General features: G+C 45.2%; 11 protein-coding genes. All 11 read left to right on the forward strand.

All coding sequences use genetic code 11. The annotated features are described in order from the left end of the window. The first annotated feature begins 176 nt into the window (after positions 1 to 176). Positions 177 to 833 carry a methyltransferase domain-containing protein gene (locus NSU11_RS03790; protein ID WP_024424594.1) on the forward strand — a complete coding sequence of 219 codons (657 nt, stop codon included), beginning with the start codon at positions 177 to 179 and terminating at the stop codon, positions 831 to 833. 281 nt (positions 834 to 1,114) lie between these two features. Further along, complete coding sequence (locus tag NSU11_RS03795) at positions 1,115 to 1,840, forward strand: GTP cyclohydrolase II (RefSeq protein WP_024424596.1); 726 nt, start codon at positions 1,115 to 1,117, stop codon at positions 1,838 to 1,840. A gap of 32 nt (positions 1,841 to 1,872) precedes the next feature. Next, positions 1,873 to 2,676, forward strand: coding sequence for an SUMF1/EgtB/PvdO family nonheme iron enzyme (locus NSU11_RS03800; protein WP_024424597.1), 804 nt, complete (start codon positions 1,873 to 1,875; stop codon positions 2,674 to 2,676). 4 nt (positions 2,677 to 2,680) lie between these two features. Beyond that, positions 2,681 to 4,438 carry a WD40 repeat domain-containing protein gene (locus NSU11_RS03805; RefSeq protein WP_024424598.1) on the forward strand — a complete coding sequence of 586 codons (1,758 nt, stop codon included), beginning with the start codon at positions 2,681 to 2,683 and terminating at the stop codon, positions 4,436 to 4,438. Positions 4,439 to 4,721: 283 nt separating this feature from the next. Then, a complete protein-coding gene (gene ribD / locus NSU11_RS03810; RefSeq protein ID WP_342493796.1) occupies positions 4,722 to 5,804 on the forward strand; it encodes a bifunctional diaminohydroxyphosphoribosylaminopyrimidine deaminase/5-amino-6-(5-phosphoribosylamino)uracil reductase RibD in 1,083 nt (360 codons plus the stop codon). Between the two features lie 112 nt (positions 5,805 to 5,916). Next, positions 5,917 to 9,039 (forward strand): exosporium glycoprotein BclB-related protein, encoded by a 3,123-nt coding sequence (locus tag NSU11_RS03815; RefSeq protein ID WP_342493797.1) that lies wholly within the window; start codon positions 5,917 to 5,919, stop codon positions 9,037 to 9,039. Between the two features lie 140 nt (positions 9,040 to 9,179). Further along, positions 9,180 to 10,775 carry a sensor histidine kinase gene (locus tag NSU11_RS03820; protein ID WP_171464049.1) on the forward strand — a complete coding sequence of 532 codons (1,596 nt, stop codon included), beginning with the start codon at positions 9,180 to 9,182 and terminating at the stop codon, positions 10,773 to 10,775. A gap of 3 nt (positions 10,776 to 10,778) precedes the next feature. Next, positions 10,779 to 11,474, forward strand: a complete 696-nt coding sequence (locus NSU11_RS03825) for a response regulator (protein ID WP_025092679.1) — start codon at positions 10,779 to 10,781, stop codon at positions 11,472 to 11,474. Between the two features lie 3 nt (positions 11,475 to 11,477). Next, positions 11,478 to 12,455: a tripartite tricarboxylate transporter substrate-binding protein gene (locus tag NSU11_RS03830; protein ID WP_111291784.1), complete on the forward strand. Its 978-nt coding sequence runs from the start codon at positions 11,478 to 11,480 to the stop codon at positions 12,453 to 12,455. A 341-nt stretch (positions 12,456 to 12,796) separates the two neighbouring features. After that, complete coding sequence (locus NSU11_RS03835; protein WP_024426631.1) at positions 12,797 to 14,095, forward strand: citrate:proton symporter; 1,299 nt, start codon at positions 12,797 to 12,799, stop codon at positions 14,093 to 14,095. 177 nt (positions 14,096 to 14,272) lie between these two features. Further along, the gene (locus NSU11_RS03840) at positions 14,273 to 15,904 is read left to right on the forward strand and encodes a M14 family metallopeptidase (protein ID WP_149125885.1); all 1,632 of its coding nucleotides are present in this window, start codon (positions 14,273 to 14,275) and stop codon (positions 15,902 to 15,904) included. The last annotated feature ends 19 nt before the right edge of the window (positions 15,905 to 15,923 follow it).

Raw genomic sequence — 15,923 nt, forward strand, 5'->3', positions numbered from 1 at the left:
AGGGCTGCATATGAGGATGAGTGCTGAAAAAGAAGAGTAAACATGTGGGGTGCTTCTCTCCTTTTTCAGAAAAACAGATTTTCCTGAAAAATCCATCTTTCATTTTAACATAAGGTTTTTGGCTTGAAAACCACCTTTGCCCGAAAAGAAGATTGTGAATTGAAGGAGGTTTCATGATGAAAAAGGCTTTGTACCATGAAGACAGTGGATTGTATTTAGAAAAGATGCGCATGGCATTCCAAGAGCATTATGAGCAAAGAACAGATATGTGGTCTACTGATCCATCCTTAACAGACGCAGCAGTGATGTCATTAAAGGCATGGCGTTCAAGGGAAAAGAATGCACTTGCTTCTGTGCTGGATATCGGGTGCGGCAACGGCCGTGCACTAGAACATTTAAGCGGGCTTTCCGCATATGTCGGTATCGACCTGTATGAGCATGAGGAGTGGGAAGGGTTACAGAAAAGAGAAACAGTTCCTGTCCATTTTGTTCATCAAGATTTTATGTCATGGTCCATGGATCAGGGACGCGGGATGCAGTTTGATTTAATTTTAGATCATGGCTGCTTTCATCATCAACATCCTGATGATCATGAACGTTATTTAAAACAGGTCTCTTCTTTACTTCATGAAGGCGGTGTCTTTTCACTTGTTGTCTGGGGAGAACAGTGGAAAACAGGATTAATCGGAGAAGATGGCCGTTTCCATTTTTCATTTTCAGATTCTCAGCTTGGCGAAAAAATTTGTACATCAGGTCTTGAGCTTGTATCCATATCACCGTTACAAGCGAAGGCTGGAATAAGCCAGCACCATGTCATTGCCGTCAAAATCTAGTACAAAGGTGAGTGATTCAAAGCTAGCAGAGGAGTTCATGGGAAGAAAGAGCGTCTGCCAAACAAGAGCGTTTGCTGCTCTGACAGAAAATAAAGCATATGAACCAAAATTTCTGCTCCTTTGTACTGGAAAAGGACAAGGTCTAAAACGATGAGAGACATCGCACATCCATTTTCTTCTGCGGGAGCACACAAGCTGAGGGAGTGCGTACACATATTCATCACTCCATCACTGCGCTATGGGAGTCGATTTGGGTGCAGTGATGAATAGGGGGGAGACTAATGAACAAGTTTGTAGATGAATTACAATCAATGATTCATCATTTTACCTTTCAAGATAAACACTATTTGCTCGTGGGGCCTGTGAATCTGCCAATTTCCATTCAACATGAAGAAGTGCCATTTAAGTGGTATGCCTTCGCACCTGTTGAACGGGATACAAAACCAACGATCGAATCGATTGTCCAAATGAGTACCGCGCAGCAAACCTTTTCCTCTTGTCTCTTATTTGGCGACTTTGAAAATGAACGGCCGCCGCTTGTGCGAATCCATAGTGTCTGCCAAACAGGAGATGTGTTTGGGTCACTGAAATGTGATTGTGGTCCACAGCTTGCATTATCGCTGAAGAAAATCACCGATTACGGAAAAGGCATGCTTGTGTATATGGCCAATCAAGAAGGTCGGTCTATTGGGCTGATGGCAAAAGCGTTGACGTATAAATTACAGGAGATGCAGCTGGATACTTTTGAAGCCAACCGCCTGATCGGCTGCGGGGATGATGATCGGCATTACGAGGAAGCAGCAGCTGTTTTGCACTATTTAAACAAAGGGAAACCATTGCATTTACTAACGAACAATCCAGATAAAGTCGATTCTATTGCAGCTTATGGTCTTCCTGTTTTGCGGTTTGATCATACGGTCGAAGCCTCTCTCTACAATGAAGCCTATTTAAAGGCAAAAGCAGCCTCAGGGCATATGGTCGATGAGAAGAAATTAATTAATCAATAGACGAGTTTATTGAAAGAAGGCGGGAGAAAAGCGTGAAACCTGATATCAATTGGATTCAAATCCCAAGCGGCTATGCAACGATTGGAAGTAATGAAGAAGATATGAAAAAGGCAGCAGAATTCTGGAAGGACAAGCTGCTCAATCCAACCTACGGCCGTGAGAAAAAATTTCAAAAATGGCTGTACAAAGAATTTCCGTCCTATCAGCCGTATATCAACGAATTTTTTATCTCAGATACGGTCGTCAGCAATGAACTGTATCAAAGCTATTGTGATGAAACAGGCCAGACATACCCGGAGAGTTTAACGAACGAAGAGCTTGGCGGGGGAAAAGATCATCCAGCTTGGGGCATGGACATTGAGGATGCCTTCTCGTTCTGTCAGTGGCTGAGCGGGAAACTTGGGATTGATGTTTCGATTCCTACTGAAGAAGAATGGGAGTATGCTGCCCGGGGAAACACGAGAAATCAATACCCGTGGGGAGATGAGTTTGATCCTTCTTACTGCAATACGCACGAATCAAATATTGAAAAAACGACGCCTGTCCGTCATTACGAAAAGGGCCGATCCTTATTTGGTCTTTATGATATGGGAGGAAACGTCGAGGAATGGGTCAACACCAAATATCACGTATATGAAGGCGGCATCGAGGTCGTCGATGATTTAACGGAAACACTCGGAAGTGATTACTATATTTTAAAAGGCGGCTCTTTCGCAAGAGGCGGAGATTTATGCAGAGTCGCAAGAAGACACGGGAAGCACCCAGATCCTGTTTTTCGATTTACTGGTTTTCGTTTAGTGACTCGTCAAAAACAACATATAAAGGTGGGAGTGTAAAACTATGCATAGAGGACCAATTACATCTGTTTTATCAACTCAGCACGACCAAATTGTTTACACTGGCGGCTATGACCGCTGTATTTATCAGTGGAACCGGGCGACGGGAGAAGGAACATTTATTGGCAGTCACGAGCATATCATTAACTCCATATCTCTTTCTGAAAACGGAAAGTATTTAGCAAGTGCATCGTCAGACTATACGATTCAATTGTATGATACAGGCACAAATACCCGAATCCGCACGTTGTTTGGTCATGCAGATGATGTAGAAGCCGTCGCTTTTGCGAAGCAGGATACTTTACTTGTATCCGTGTCTAGAGATAGAAGATGCTTAGTCTGGGATATCGAAACGGGCGCTATTTTAAGAGAATTCCATGGCCATAGCAAAGATGTATTAGCTGTATGGATACATGGTGATAAAGCTTATACAACAGGTGATGATGGATATGTCCTTGTATGGCTGTATGAAACCGGAGAAATTGTAGGGGAAATCGGCCCGTTTGATTATGAGCTCGATACAATCAGCGGCAGCAATCAAAAAGAAGTATTCGCACTTGGCAGAGATGATGGCACTGTTATTATTTACGATGCAGCGACTTTACAGGAGAAGAAAATCATCAAAGCCCATTTACAGGGCGTCAAGCGCGTGAATTTTTCTCCAAGCGGCAATTACTTGCTGACAGCAGGCTACGACCATTTAATTAAGCTGTGGAATTATGAAACAGGTGATTTAGTCGATACACTGCTGCCTCATAAATATCAGTGGGAGCGCTCACTTGTCTGGACAGAGGATGAGAAGTCAATACTAGGGGCCAGCTTTGGAAAAACATATTGTGAATGGTCGATCGAAAAGGGCAAAGTCATATCAGATGAGATCGAAATGGCGACACCATCTATCAATGATATTGCGCTGACTGATGCGGGTGATATTATTACCGCATCTGATGATGGAAAATTCAGAAAAAATGGGATTGAAATCGCCAAATCGACGGGCGTTTTAACAAATGGAGTAGCTGTTGCACGGGATGGAAGCTATTATGCGTGGGGAGATCATGCAAGTCAGGTGCATATTGTTCATGAGTCATTACAGCAAATGGTTTCGTTTGATCTTAACACAGGTCCGGTCAACAGCGTGTATTTCCACGAGGAGGATCGTCAATTTTATATTGGAACTTATGGCGGTTATGTCCATGTCATTTCGACAGAACACTTAAAGGAAATCGGCCGTTCCAAAGCACACGATTGTGCAGTTAAAGCATTAAAGGTAGAAGGAGATCTTATCATCACAGCAGCAGTTGAAGGAACCATCTGTCTTTTAGATAAAAAGAGTTTGTCCTTAAAAGCGGAATACATTGGTGCGACAGAGCTGTTAAATGATGTCTTTATTGATAGTAAACGAGACCGTATCGCCATTGTCAGCCGCGACAAGAATGTGAGATTGTTTGATTTGCATACAGGAAGAATTTTAGACCAGCATAACGAACACCAGTATTCGATTAAATCGGTCACAGTCACAGACTCAGGCTATATTGTAAGCGGTGATTATTGGGGCTATATCGTTGTGTGGAATCCAGAGCTGGATGTCAACACCGGCCCAATTAGAATTGCCCAAAATGGGATTAGTGCCATCAGACAATTAGGCAATGATGTATATGCAAGCTCATATGACGGCGGGATTTATCACGTTCGAGAAGATGGGACGCATACCGAAGTACTACGCTTATTTGAACAATTTCCGAAAGAAGTAATCTCTCATTAAGAAAAAGAATGTAAGCGGGGGATTCTCATGATAAGTGTTTGCAAGGAACATATGAAAAAAGGTCTGTCTGTACTCAATTGTCCGCATGTGCTCCTCATTAATAAATATGAATGTCGCAAATGCTGTTTTTGTAAACAACGAGCATCTTATAAACTTTTTTATTCCTTGCCTTACTATGATCGATCTGAAAAGAAACGGATGGAAAAAATATAGCACATGAGAATAGAACTCCTTCATTCCCTGAAGGAGTTCTTTCCCTTGAAAGAGAGGAAAGGAGACTTACATGAAAGACGATGTTTTTTATATGAAGCTAGCGATTGCCAACGCAAAGGCCATGAAAGGACAAACCTCGCCAAATCCGCTTGTCGGGGCAGTGGTAGTCAAAAAAGGTGAGATCGTTGGAATTGGTGCTCACATGAAGGCGGGCGAGCCGCATGCTGAAATTCATGCGCTGCAAATGGCAGGAGAAAAGGCGAAGGGGGCTCATATGTATGTGACGCTCGAACCTTGTTCGCATCATGGAAAAACAGGCCCTTGCTCAGAAGCCATTATAAAGAGCGGGGTGAAACGTGTGGTCATTGCCACTGGGGACCCAAATCCACTTGTAGCAGGTAAAGGGGTCACGATGTTGAAACAAGCAGGGATAGAAGTAGAAGAAGGGGTATGTAAGCGGGAAGCGGACAGCTTAAATCTTCCTTTTTTTCATTCGATACAATCAGACCTTCCGTATGTCATATTAAAAACAGCCATTTCATTAGATGGGAAAATTGCAACAGCTCATCAAGAAAGCAAATGGATTACAGGGACAGAAGCGAGGAATGAAGTGCAGCAATTACGTCAAGAAGCAGATGCTGTGATAACAGGCGTTGAAACCATTATTCAAGATGATGCAGGTCTTATTGTAAAAGATTCAATCGTGACACAGCCCATTCGTGTCATTTTAGATTCCACATTAAGGATTCCGCTTCATGCGAAATGTTTAAATGATCATATGGCAGAAACCATCATTTGTACCTCAAACAAGTACGATCAAAAAAAATACCATCAACTGGTGCAAAAAGGACATCAAGTATTTGTCACAAGCGGAGAAAATCGGACAGATCTTCATGCGGTGTTACGTATGCTGAAAAGGCGCTCTGTGATGTCGGTGCTTGTAGAGGCGGGAGGCAGTGTGAGCGCATCCTTTTTAGAAGCGTCCCTTGTGAACGAAGTCATTATTTATATGGCACCATTATTAATTGGGGGGAAAGATGCACCTACTTTCTTTGAAGGAGAAGGTACGAAAACATTAAAAGAAGCCATCCGGCCGGTAGATATGGATTATAGTATGGTAGGAAAAGATTTGAAAATGACGATGAGACTTTAATGAAAGAAGGACCTTGTGCATAAAGTGCAAGGTCTTTTGATTATTTTAAAAAAATAAAAGTGTACATACACCTTTCCCAGTCATGATGAATACGATGGATGGGGGTGATTCCATGAAAAGATGTAGGCAATGTGGTAAGACATATCCAACTCATTCGACAGACCACTACCAAAAAGGAAGCTGGTATGATGCGTATAAGGATGATGGCTGGGAATGTGATAGTTGTAAAAAAGGGATATCAGAAAAGCCAAGGAAACCAGTGAAAAATCCTTGCTGCGGAAAAGATCCTTGTGTTTGTGTGATTCAAGGTCCGCCAGGCGGGAGAGGAAGAAGAGGCCCAGCAGGTCCAGCGGGTGCAGTGGGTCCAGCGGGTCCGGCAGGCCCAGCAGGTCCAGCAGGTCCAATCGGTCCAACAGGCGTAGGTTTAACAGGCATCTTGGCATTTGATCCAGCAGTAGCACCAACCTACCCAGTAGGGCAAGTGGTGACATACGATGGCAGTACGTACGTCGTCAATTCAGTACCGCCATTAGGTACACCGGATACGTCGGCAGATTATACATTATTAGCTGCAGCGGGGGAAACAGGTACAGGGCCAACAGGTGTCACAGGAGATCCAGGTCCAACTGGAGCCACAGGAGCCACCGGCGTGGGTTTAACTGGGGTTGTACCGTATGATGCTGCAGCAGCACCAGAATATCCATTGGGGCAAGTGGTGACATATGAAGGTGGAACGTATCTTGTGAATACAGCATCACCAACAGGTACACCAGATACATCACCAGATTATACGCTTTTAGCCGCTGTAGGCGCGACTGGCGTTACAGGCGCTACCGGTACGGGTGCAACAGGAGAAATTGGTCCAACCGGAGCCACCGGCGTCACGGGAGCAACAGGAGAAATTGGTCCAACCGGAGCCACCGGCGTCACGGGAGCAACAGGAGAAATTGGCCCAACCGGAGCCACTGGTGTTACAGGAGCGACTGGAGAAATTGGTCCAACCGGAACTACTGGCACAGGAGTCACAGGAGCAACGGGTACCACCGGTGCAACCGGAGCAACCGGTGTCACAGGTGCAACTGGTGATACGGGAGCAACCGGAGCAACCGGTGCCACAGGGATTACAGGAGCGACGGGAGTAGGTCTAGCCGGCGTCACAGCGTTTGATCCAGCGGCAGCGCCGACATATCCAGTAGGTCAAGTGGTGACATATGAAGGAGGAACTTACCTCGTCAATACGGCGCCGCCAACAGGTACACCTGATACGTCACCAGATTATACGTTATTGGCCGCTGCAGGAGCGACTGGCGTTACGGGAGCAACAGGAGAAATTGGCCCAACCGGAGCCACTGGTGTTACGGGAGCGACGGGGGAAATTGGCCCAACCGGAGCTACTGGCACAGGAGCAACAGGGATCACAGGCGCGACAGGAGCAACTGGTGCAACCGGCGTCACAGGAGCAACTGGTGCAACTGGGATAACTGGTGATACAGGGGCAACAGGAGTGACCGGAGCGACAGGTGTCGGTTTATCTGGAGTTGCAGCGTTTGATCCAGCAGTAGCGCCAACCTATCCAGTAGGTCAAGTAGTGACATATGAAGGTGGAACATATCTGGTCAATACAGCGCCGCCAACAGGCACACCGGATACTTCTCCAGACTATACGTTATTAGCAGCCGCAGGCGCGACAGGTGTCACGGGAGCGACAGGAGCAACTGGGATAACCGGTGATACAGGAGCGACCGGAGCAACCGGCGTCACAGGAGCCACCGGGGTAACAGGAGATACGGGTGTAACCGGCGTCACAGGCCCAACTGGAGCAACTGGGATAACTGGTGATACAGGGGCAACAGGAGTAACCGGTGTAGGATTAACTGGTATTCTGACATTTGACCCAGCAACAGCGCCAACCTATCCAGTAGGTCAAGTGGTGACATATGAAGGTGGAACCTATGTTGTGAATACAGCGCCGCCAACAGGCACACCGGATACTTCTTCAGACTATACGTTATTAGCAGCCGCAGGCGCGACAGGTGTCACGGGAGCGACAGGAGCAACTGGGGTAACCGGTGATACAGGAGCGACCGGAGCAACGGGCGTCACAGGAGCCACCGGAGCAACTGGGGTAACGGGTGATACAGGAGCAACGGGCGTCACGGGTACAGGAGCAACCGGTGCAACTGGAGATACAGGAGCAACCGGCGTCACAGGAGCCACCGGGGTAACAGGAGATACGGGTGCAACTGGAGTAACCGGAGCAACTGGGGTAACGGGTGATACAGGTGCGACTGGAGTCACAGGAGCTACAGGTCTCACCGGAGCAACTGGAGTCACCGGAGCGACAGGAGTGACCGGTGCAACTGGATTAACTGGATTAACTGGAGTAACCGGAGCAACCGGTGTCACAGGAGCCACAGGCTTAACCGGAGCAACTGGAGTAACAGGAGCCACGGGAGCCACAGGTTTAACCGGAGCGACAGGAGTAACAGGAGCCACGGGAGCCACAGGTTTAACCGGAGCAACTGGAGTAACCGGAGCCACGGGAGCCACAGGTCTAACCGGCGCAACCGGAGCAACTGGATTAACTGGAGTCACCGGAGTTACAGGTCTCACCGGCGCCACCGGAGTTACCGGCGCAACGGGTCTAACCGGTGCAACAGGCGCCACGGGAGTCACAGGTACAGGAGCCACTGGCGCTACAGGTCCAACAGGAGTGACAGGATCGAGTGCGATCATTCCGTTTGCTTCAGGTACACCTGCTGTCTTGACGACAGTTGCAGGCGGTCTTGTTGGAACATCCAGCTTGATTGGATTTGGTAACTCAGCGACAGGTGTCAGTATTGTAGGCGGAATCATTGATTTAACCGGCGCTGCAGGCACTTTACTCAACATGGCGTTCTCAGTTCCGAGAGCTGGAACGATCACGTCATTTGCAGGCTATTTCAGCACAACAGCAGCTCTTTCTTTAGTCGGCACGAGTATTACCGTAACGGCTAGTCTATTCGCTTCACCGACACCAAATAACAGCTTCACACAAGTAGCGAGTGTCACATTAGCCCCAGCTTTAACCGGAGTTTTAACACTGGGTGCTATTTCAAACGGTATTGCGACTGGTCTAAATGTACCAGTCACACCGGAAACACGATTGCTTGTTGTATTCTCCGCATCAGCTACAGGTCTATCCTTAGTCAATACCGTAGCAGGCTATGCGAGTGCTGGTTTATCGATCACGTAATAGGTATACAGGGACGACTCGATTTTGAGTCGTCTTTTTTGTTTGAAAGAATTTTCTCTTAACTTAGTAAGAAAAAATGATATCATTTTCTTAGAGTCTATTCGGGTGAATCTACTGAATTAGGGGTTGTAGCGGTGAGAATGGGCAAAAGGAAAGTCACTTTACAAACGAAAATTTTGGGGTTAATTATCGGGCTTTTGCTTGTTGTCATTGCATTATTAACTATTTGTTTTGGTTTTTTGCAGACATCAGAAAGGCAGGGGCAAGCTGAACAGCTGGCGGTGCAGACCGCTAGAACGATATCATATATGCCGCCCATTAAAGCATCGGTGGCTCTATCAGCGTCCCAAAATGAAGAACAGGCAGTGCTTGAGCAAATGAAGGAGCAAGTAAGAGCACATGCCATCTTCATTTCCAATCGAAAAGGAAAGGTCCTTGTTCATACGAACCATGAGGACGTAGGAAAAACCATCAGTGTATCGGAAGGAAGAAGTACCCTCTTATTTGGAGGAACTTCCATATCAACTGATGATTCTAATGGTGAAACCGTTGTCAGAGGCAGTGCGCCCATTATGAAAGAAACAGAAGGGCATGAAGAAATTATCGGGACAGTCACCGTCGAATTTTTAAAAAAGGAAATTGATCAAGCGACAGCTCATCAGCTATTGAAGCTTAGCTATATTGCCCTTCTTGTGCTTTTGCCGGGCATATTCGGTGCAATTTTTTTAACGAAGAGTATTCGCAAAGATACATTAGGGCTTGAGCCGCATGAAATAGCTTCGTTGTATCGAGAAAGAGAAGCGATGCTGCTCGCTATAAAAGAAGGGATCATTGCGTTTGACCAGAAAGGCGCGATTACGATGATGAATACATCAGCTGAGCACATGCTGCGCGTCTCATCAGAGCTGCCCCTTCATATTGATCAAGTCTTGCCAAATGCCAAACTTCTTCTCTATTTAGAGTCAGAGACGATTGAACCTAACATCGAAACCGTCGTCAATGATAAAACCTATGTCTTAAATGTGAAAAAAGTAATGCAGGACAATCGAGCATTTGGAGGGATTGTGAGCTTCAGGGAGAAAACAGAGCTGACGAAGCTGCTGGATACATTAACAGAGGTCAGCCAATATTCAGAAGACCTGAGGGCACAAACACATGAATTCTCAAATAAGCTGTACGCCATCTTAGGCCTGCTTGAGCTGAAGCAAGTCGATGAAGCCATCGACTTAATTAAAGAAGAATATCACCTGCAAAACCGTCAGCACGATTTACTCATGAAGCAGATTCGGTCTCCTAAAATACAAGCCATCTTACTTGGCAAGTTAGGGAAAGCATCTGAGAAGAAAGTCCAATTTCACATTGATGAAAATAGCTCACTTGAGCCGCTCCCAGCTCATTTAAGTCTATCTCACTTTATCACCATCATTGGCAATCTCGTCGATAATGCTTTTGAAGCTGTATTAAATAAGGAGAAGCGCGAGGTTGACCTGTTCATCACAGATATTGGGTTTGATATTATCATAGAAGTGTCAGATTCAGGTGATGGAGTGAATGAAGAGGAATTGTCACAGATTTTCACAAGAGGTCATTCGTCAAAGGGAGAAGGACGAGGCTATGGGCTTGCGAATGTGAAAGAAGTATTGGACGAGCTTGGGGGCTGGATTGAAGTTGCGAACCAAAAAGAAGGCGGTGCCATCTTCACTGTATACATACCGAAAGGCACAAAGGGGGAATAGATGGTGATTAAGGTACTCATTGCGGAGGATGATTTTCGAATCGCTGCCATTCATGAATCTTATATACAAAAGATAGAAGGATTTAAGGTCGCCGGAAAGGCAAAGAGTGCAAAGGATATGTGGGAGGCGCTCCAAAGGGAACAAGTCGATCTCATTTTGCTTGATGTGTATATGCCTGATGAACTCGGCACAAACTTGCTGCCGCTTTTAAGAGAACGCTGTCCGGAAGTAGATGTGATCATAATCACGGCTGCAACAGAAACAACGCTTTTAAGAGATGCGCTTCATTACGGAGTGGTTCATTATTTAATCAAACCGGTGACCGCACAAAAGTTTGCACAAGTCTTAACCGAATATAAAGAGAAGAAAGACATCATCAATTCAAAGGATGAAGTCAATCAAACGATGATCGATCTGTTTTTTGGACAGATGCAGGAAGAGCCAAAACAAAGGGATGACAGAGATCTCCCCACAGGCATCAATTCACTGACCTTGGATAAAGTGAAAACATTGATGGCATCAGAGAATAGCGGGATTACAGCAGAAGAACTCGGGGAAAAAATGGGGGCATCACGTACAACTGCAAGACGGTACGTAGAGTATCTCGTCACAACAGGGGAATGCCGGGCAGAGCTTGCATACGGAATCATTGGCAGACCTGAACGGAAATATTATCCTGCTAAACAAGCGGAGTCATAAAAGATGAAAAAAGGAATATTTTTTGTTATCGTGCTCTGCCTTTGTATGACGCTCACCTTTAATGAAAAAAAGGCCGGTAATTCTTTCCTGCAGCAAAGCTCCTTATATATTGTGGTGTCGGGTGTGCCAGAGGGAGGATTCGACCAAACGGCTCAGGTGATGAAATCAGTGCTTGAACAAGAGAAACTGGTGAAACGGCCTGTGAACATTCTTTATCAAAGAGGCGGAACGGTGGATAAAGGGTGGACATACATGATGGAGCGAGAAGCCAACTATATCAGTTTAAATTCAAGCTTATTGTTAAGCCGTAATTTGCTTGGCAGCAGTAACGTGACGATGAATGATGTGACGCCGCTGGCAATCCTTGCAGAAGAGTGGCAGGTCGTCGCAGTCCCAGTGGATTCTCCTTTTTCAAATGGGAAGGAGCTGTTACACGCACTCAAGAAAAAACCAGATTCCTTAAAAATTGGGTTTGCCCCTGACTTTGGAAATGATGATCAAATCTCTTTCGCCCGGGCAGCAGAAATGGCAGGGATTGATCCATATCGCATTCAATTTCTGAAATTTGACAGTGCAGATGATTTATTTCAGGCGCTCATCGACCATGAGGTAGATGCAGCAACGACTACCATTACAGAAGTTCGTCATGATTATGAAAAAAAGAGGCTAAAGCTCGTAGCCACGACAACCAGCGAGCGCTTAGATGGATTTGAAGATGTGCCAACATGGAAAGAGCAGGGCATACCGCTCATCTTTTCCCATTGGCGCGGTGTGATGGGCCCAAAACAAATGAGTCAGCATGACATTCGTGAATGGGATCAGCTTCTTCAAAAAATGACGAAAACGAAGTCTTGGAAAAAGCGATTAAAGCAAAAGGGCTGGACAAGTCGTTATATGAACAGCAAAGAGGCAAAGATCTTTATGGAAAATCAATTAAGGCAATATGAGCAATTGATACAAGGAGAACAAGCGGTCGAGTGAGACCGCTTCCAGCGTGTAGACAAACCCTTGCATTCGCCCGCATTCCTGCGTGCCGGTGCTCACCAATCTCATATCGCTCCAGTACTCGTCTTTCCTAGACTTCAAAGGTTTTCTATCACGCTGAAAAGAAAACAAAGGGCTAAAATAAACCCTTTGTTTTTTTCATGGAATTAAAAAGCTCAATGTTTGAACAAAATGAACAAAAAGCATTTATCGACCGAAAAAGAATTAAAATTCATAATATTTACTTCAATTCTCACCTCAGATATGATGACAAAAAGGGTTGGAAATGGGATACCAACACATTAATGAAAGCGTATACAACATAAGGGGTGAACAATATGCTAGCAATCTTAGGATTTCTTATGATGATTGTATTTATGGTTTTGATTATGACGAAACGTATGTCTGTTTTAACGGCATTGGTGTTAACACCGATTGCATTTGCTCTTATTGCAGGTTTTCATTTTACTGAAATTTCAGACATGATTGTCAAAGGCGTGCAGCAAGTCGCACCGACAGCGGTCATGATCATGTTTGCGATTTTGTACTTTGGCATTATGATTGATGCGGGTTTATTTGATCCAATGGTGGCGAAAATTTTAAAAATCGTTAAAGGCGATCCATTAAAAATCGTGGTCGGAACAGCTGTCCTGACGATGCTTGTTGCACTTGATGGTGATGGAACAACAACGTATATGATTACAACAACAGCGATGCTTCCACTATTTACGCTGCTTGGCATCCGTCCAATTATTTTAGCGGGTATTGCCGGGGTTGGCATGGGGATTATGAATACAATTCCATGGGGAGGCGCTACACCTAGAGCGGCGAGTGCACTTGGCGTTGACCCTTCACTTTTATTTGGACCGATGATTCCAGTCATTGGTGCAGGGGTTCTCAGTATGATTATTGTTGCTTATTTTCTTGGAAAAGCTGAAAGAAAACGCCTTGGTGTGATTGAACTTGACCAGCCGATTCATGCAAATGAAATGGCAGCGGCACTGCAAGATGACATCAAACGGCCAAAGCTTTGGTGGTTTAACCTGGCATTGACTTTGTTATTAGTGCTGCTGCTTGTATCAGGTAAAGTCAGCTTAACTGTTCTATTTGTTCTTGCTTTCTGTGTGGCAATTATCGTGAACTATCCGAACTTAGATCAGCAGCGTGAGCGAATTGCCGCTCACTCAACAAACGTTTTAGCCATTGCTTCGATGATTTTTGCGGCAGGTGTTTTTACAGGTATTCTAACTGGAACGAAAATGGTCGATGAAATGGCGATTTCGATTGTATCTGCAATTCCAGAGCAGCTTGGCGGCTTTATTCCAGTCATTGTCGCATTAACAAGCGGGATCTTTACTTTCTTTATGCCGAATGATGCATACTTTTATGGCGTACTGCCGATCCTATCAGAAACAGCGGCAGCATACGGTGTCGATAAAATTGAGATTGCCAGAGCCTCTATTATTGGTCAGCCGATTCATATGTTAAGTCCACTTGTTCCATCGACTCATTTACTTGTTGGACTTGTTGGCGTATCACTGGATCAGCATCAGAAATTTGGGATGAAATGGGCGGTACTGGCAGTCGTCGCTATGACTGTCGTGGCGGTTCTCATTGGGGCCATTTCCATCTGGTAAATAAAAAAGTGTCTGCTGCGGGCAGGCACTTTTTTTAGGTCATATTGCCGGGCAGGCTCCATTCATTTGCCCTAGACAAAGATATGCCTGTTCCTCCAAAAGGTTTATTTTTGAAAAATACTGACACTTTTTCTGTTTTTTTCTTTATAATGCAAATCAACGAAGGGAGAGGATAGCATGTCCAAACGAAAAGGCACGATTCTTTTTGCTGCTGCATGCCTCTTGGCAGGCAGTTTGTCGATGGTGAGCCCAGCTTCAGCTCATGCAGAAACCCCTTATTATGGAAAGAATTATGAACAACCGGCTTCAGTGAAAAAGCTATACCCTAAGCCTGACGAGACGTTTGATACCCCTGCCTTTCAGAAAGAAGGAGAAGCATTTACGACACAAGAAGAGCTTCAAGCTTTCTTAAAAAACATTGTCCGCAAAAGCCCATATGCCACTCAGAAACAGATTGGAACATCCATTGAAGGTAGATCCATTCCGGCCCTGTACTTTACAAAGGATCGTTCCATCACGCCACTTTCAAAAAAGCCAACCATCTGGCTCCAAGCACAAATACATGGAAATGAACCAGCCTCCGGTGAATCTGCTCTCGTCATTGCAAAACGATTAGCAGGTGAAGAAGGAGAGCGTATACTCAATCATGTCAATATCATCATTGTTCCAAGAATCAATCCTGATGGTTCTTATGCGTTTGACCGCAGACTGGCAAACGGATTAGACGGAAACCGTGATCATATGACATTAGAATCTCCAGAACTGGCAGCCCTGCATCAAGAATTTAATCGGTATGCGCCAGAGGTAGTTATTGATGCCCATGAATACGATGTGGGTCAAAAGCAGTTTGAAAATATCGGTTCATCAGGCGCTCTCAAATATCATGATTTGCTTATTCTTTCAGGGAAGAATTTAAACATTCCTGAAAGCATCCGGCTGACATCAAATGAGTTATACGTTAACGGAGTTCGTGAAACGCTGACGAATAAAGGGTTTTCTAACGATTTGTATTATACAAACACAAGAGGAAAGGATGGAAAGATCGACATCTATGAAGGTGGAACGGATGCGCGAATTGGCCGTAATGCCCTTGCACTTTCGCCAGCCCTGTCATTTCTTGTAGAAAGCAGAGGGATTGGGATTGGAAGAGAGGATTTTGCCCGCCGCGTCGCTGCGCAAGTAGCCACCCATGAAAAAATCATTGAGACCACGGTGAAACATGCCAAACAGGTGAAGCGGCAAATGGTGACGGAGCGGCTGAAGCTGGTCAAAAAAGGACTGCAGCCAAATGATGATGATCAAGTGGTCATTCAAGATGATTTCCAAGCACCTGTCAATGACTCGCTGGAAATGGTTGATATTGAGAAGGGACAAACGACTCAAGTTCCTGTACGCTTTCACAGTGCGAGCGATGCTGTTCCTGTCTTAACAAGAGAACGGCCGACAGCTTATCTCATTCTTCCGGGGCATGAAGGAGTAGAAAAGAAACTCAGAACATTAGGATTAAAAAGTGTCACATTGCCGGCTGGCATGAAAGTGCCGGTACAAGCCTATCAGGTGACAAAGCGAGAGGAAAAGAGCAAAACAGATATTCAGCTTGAAACAAAACTCGTTGACAAGAAACGTCAGCTGCCAAAAGGAACAAAGGTATATGTCACGGCACAGCCGCAAACCAATTTGCTCTCACTTGCCCTTGAACCAGAATCAAAGGACAGCTATATGTCATCAGGGTTTATTGCTTCAAAAACAGGTGATGAACTGCCAGTCTATCGTTTCGTGCTTCCTCAAAAGACGTTAGGCATTCAATAAAAAAAGGCTAAAATAAAGA

This window comes from Bacillus sp. FSL R5-0712 (assembly GCF_038593285.1).
GTDB lineage: Bacteria > Bacillota > Bacilli > Bacillales > Bacillaceae > Bacillus > Bacillus safensis.

Coding starts and splice junctions, on each gene's coding strand:
- NSU11_RS03830 (WP_111291784.1), top strand. CDS start 11,478: ATGAAAAAAGGAATATTTTTTGTTATCGTGCTCTGCCTTTGTATGACG.
- NSU11_RS03835 (WP_024426631.1), top strand. CDS start 12,797: ATGCTAGCAATCTTAGGATTTCTTATGATGATTGTATTTATGGTTTTG.
- NSU11_RS03790 (WP_024424594.1), top strand. CDS start 177: ATGAAAAAGGCTTTGTACCATGAAGACAGTGGATTGTATTTAGAAAAG.
- NSU11_RS03795 (WP_024424596.1), top strand. CDS start 1,115: ATGAACAAGTTTGTAGATGAATTACAATCAATGATTCATCATTTTACC.
- NSU11_RS03840 (WP_149125885.1), top strand. CDS start 14,273: ATGTCCAAACGAAAAGGCACGATTCTTTTTGCTGCTGCATGCCTCTTG.
- ribD (WP_342493796.1), top strand. CDS start 4,722: ATGAAAGACGATGTTTTTTATATGAAGCTAGCGATTGCCAACGCAAAG.
- NSU11_RS03815 (WP_342493797.1), top strand. CDS start 5,917: ATGAAAAGATGTAGGCAATGTGGTAAGACATATCCAACTCATTCGACA.
- NSU11_RS03805 (WP_024424598.1), top strand. CDS start 2,681: ATGCATAGAGGACCAATTACATCTGTTTTATCAACTCAGCACGACCAA.
- NSU11_RS03820 (WP_171464049.1), top strand. CDS start 9,180: ATGGGCAAAAGGAAAGTCACTTTACAAACGAAAATTTTGGGGTTAATT.